The sequence below is a fragment of the Luteitalea sp. genome (assembly GCF_022842525.1).
In the GTDB taxonomy this organism is placed as follows: domain Bacteria; phylum Acidobacteriota; class Vicinamibacteria; order Vicinamibacterales; family Vicinamibacteraceae; genus Luteitalea.
Genome location: NZ_JALHPM010000367.1, coordinates 1 through 2,901, shown reverse-complemented (window position 1 = coordinate 2,901; position 2,901 = coordinate 1). Strand labels below are relative to the sequence as shown.

At 70.1% G+C, this 2,901-nt stretch carries 3 protein-coding genes; all 3 read right to left on the bottom strand.

Annotation, left to right across the window (positions count from 1 at the left end; translation table 11 throughout):
* Window positions 1-218 precede the first annotated feature (218 nt).
* Window positions 219-1,652, bottom strand: coding sequence for a tetratricopeptide repeat protein (locus tag Q0C41_RS31040; RefSeq protein ID WP_291990861.1), 1,434 nt, complete (start codon window positions 1,650-1,652; stop codon window positions 219-221).
* Entirely contained in the window at window positions 1,649-2,176 is a 528-nt protein-coding gene (locus Q0C41_RS31035) for a sigma-70 family RNA polymerase sigma factor (RefSeq protein WP_291990859.1), read from the bottom strand. Before Q0C41_RS31035 ends, Q0C41_RS31040 begins: the two co-directional genes overlap by 4 nt.
* A 96-nt stretch (window positions 2,177-2,272) precedes the next feature.
* Window positions 2,273-2,901 (bottom strand): hypothetical protein (locus tag Q0C41_RS31030; RefSeq protein WP_291990857.1); only part of this gene is annotated, 629 nt, incomplete at its 5' end.

Sequence of the window (2,901 nt, the reverse complement as noted above, 5' to 3'; positions counted from 1 at the left end):
AGGTGGGGCCGCCGTCGACGACGTCGTTGATCACTCCATACTCGCTGCAGCTCGCGAGCACGAGCCCGCAGAGCACGGTGAGAATTGTCATTGATGTGTGTGCCAAACGCGTCATGGGCGCTCCTTGTTGCCGTCCGTGTTCTGTCGGTCATGCCGCGGGCAGGACAGGATGTTACGACTGTCCCCGATCGACCCACGTCCGACCTGGGCACGGGTCGTCAAGGCCCGTCGAGAAGACGCGTGGCATGTTCCGCCTCAGGCGTGCCTGGATGAAGGCGGACGAGCTCTTGCAAGATGCTTCTTGCCGCCGCATCTCCACGCGAGCCGAGCAAGCGGCCGAGGCGCAGCTGCGCTGCGGCTTCGAGCGGTCGCGGGCTCGTCGCGAGGTACGCCCGGTAGAGCGCAATGGCACCCTCTGCGTCGCCCAGCCGCTCTTCGAGCAGCAGCGCCACCTGGTAGCGGGCACGGTTTGCCTCGCTGGGGTTGCCGAGCTCGATGACGCGGCGGTAGGCCGTGACTGCCTCCGAAGCTTGCCCTGCGCGCCGCCTCGTCTCGCCCAGCAGCCACCAGGATGAGCTCTCGAGCGGAGAGGCGGCGAGGCGGGCCAACAACGCACGCTCTGCACGAGCTGTGTCGCCATCGATGAGCCACTGCCGAATGGCCGCCTCGTCCGGCAGAGCCGCATCGTCCGATGGAGCCCTTTGGTCAGGCTGAGGCTCCGGCCGCGGGCGTCTGGCCGCACCGCTGGGCTGGGGGGACGATGCCGTGACGGACGCGGGCGGCTCGGGCTCGACTCGATCGGGCGATGTCCGCAGCGTTCGCTCGAGTGCCGCCGTCTCGTCCGCGGACGGAGGCGCAAGCGTGCCCTCGGAGCCAGCTTCCGCGCCGAAGTGAAGACTCTGGCCGGCGCGGACCATCCTCACGTGGCCATCCGGCCGCACGACCATCACTTGGCCCTCGCTGACGACCACGCCCAGCCGCTCGGCGCCGTCCCACGAAACCGAGAAGCGTGTTCCGACGACCGTGACCGTGTAGCCACCCGCTTCGATGGAGAGCGAGCCCGTAGTCCCGCGGTGTGCCGCCTGGACCGCGACGAGACCCGTCGCGAGTCGAACCCGAGCGTGGCCGCTCTCGGTCGGCAGCACCTCGGCGCGGCTCTGCGCACCGAGCCCGAGCACGTCGCCCGCCGCGCGCACGACGAGGCGGCCGTCTCCTGCGACCTCGACCATGCGTGGCTCGCTCGCGGGTCCCGGAGAAAGCATGCCGCCTTCGCTGAGCAACACGGTGAGGTCGACCGCCGCAACCGCCGTGGGCGCGGTCAGTTCGGGGGGACCGGGCGTTGGGGGTTGCGCCCACCAAAGAACGAGCGCGGCGGCGGCCATCGCTGCTCCGCCCATCCAGGCCAGCACGAGCCGTGGGCGTGCCGCGCGCTTCTCTGCGGCGACGCGCACCAGCCGTCGCGCGCCGACCTCGCTGACGTCGAGCGCGGGCTGAGCTTCGAGCCACGCAGCGAGCTTGAGATCGAGGTTTGCCGTCTGCGCCACCCGGGTCCTGCAGGCGGCGCACGTCTCGAGGTGCCGCTCGAAGCGCTGGCGGGCCTCACCCTCGAGCAAGCGCGCGATGTAGCTCGGCAGCTGCGAGCACTCGTTCATCGCTCGTCTCCTGACGTCACGCCCGCCGCCTCGAGCAGCTCGGCCAACTTCTGGCGCGCGCGGTGCAGCCTCACCCGGGTTGCACCGTGGCTGATGCCCAGAACCTCCGCGATCTGCGCGCCGCTCAGACCCTCGCCGACTTGCAGCACCAGCACCTCGCGCAGCTCGTGTGGCAGCTGATCGAAGGCCGCTTCCATCGCGTCGCGTTGGCCGTGCTCGGGCATCGGGGCCGTCGAGCTCTCCGAGCCGAGGCCGAGGGTCCCGAGGATCCTGGTGCGGACCCACTGACGTCGTCGCCACCCCTGGGCTTTCTTCGCGGAAATGCCGAGAATCCAGGAACGGAGCTGGCCCTGATGCGTGTATCGCCGCGCCGCGTCAGGCAACGTCAGGAACACGTCCTGGCAGAGGTCTTCCGCCGTGGCCGTGTCGCGCAAGGTGCGCGTCAGGAACCGCAGGACTGGCTGGGCATGTCTCATGTACAGCTCTCCGAGCGCGGCGGTCTCCCCGCTCGCAAGCCTGGCCATCAGGGACCTGTCGAGGGCGTCATCATCCGTCACACCCGGGGGGGCCTCCGTTGAATCATCCACTCCCAATGCCTCTGGCGCGCAGAATGTTACAAGTTAGAACAGCTCGACGACCACGCCCAGGGCGGCGTCGCAGGCGAGGAACGGGGTCGCGAGCAGTGTCTCTCCGGTGGACTCGAGGGTGAGGGTCTTGCGTAGCGGGCTGACGCCCAGCGCGGCGGACGCGAGCAGCTCGACCCGGTCCCCGAGCGTCACCCGCAGCTCGGGACCCACGTCCGCACGAAAGCTCCAGAGGCTGAAGGTCTGGGTGGCGGTGGGGGTCGACTGCACCTGCAGGGTGGTCCAGGTGGCGCGGAGATCGATCGCGGGTCCCAACCGAAGCGGCCCGAAACGCCAGAGGTATGCCGCTCCCAGGCCTGGCGACACGAACACGGCCTGCACCGGGTGTATGGGGCTGCCGGAGTCCAGCGGTCCTCCGCGGGCGTCCACGAACAGGCGCGCGCCGAGGCCCTCGACGAGGTGGCGCTCGACGCCCAGCTCGCCGCCGATGAGGATCGAGGGGCCAGCGAAGCCTGCGACTCCTCCGCCAGCGCGGGCGCGCATCATCAGCGACCAGGTGTCGGTGCGAGCGGGAGCCGCGCTCTCTCGGATGGTCTCGACCACGCGCGTCACCGCCGCCTCGGGCGGCGGCGGCGTGAACAGGTAGGCGGTCCCCAGCAGCTCTC

Bases quoted from the DNA above. Each gene is read 5' to 3' on its own strand.
- Q0C41_RS31040 (WP_291990861.1), bottom strand. From the start codon at position 1,652: ATGAACGAGTGCTCGCAGCTGCCGAGCTACATCGCGCGCTTGCTCGAG.
- Q0C41_RS31035 (WP_291990859.1), bottom strand. From the start codon at position 2,176: ATGGCCAGGCTTGCGAGCGGGGAGACCGCCGCGCTCGGAGAGCTGTAC.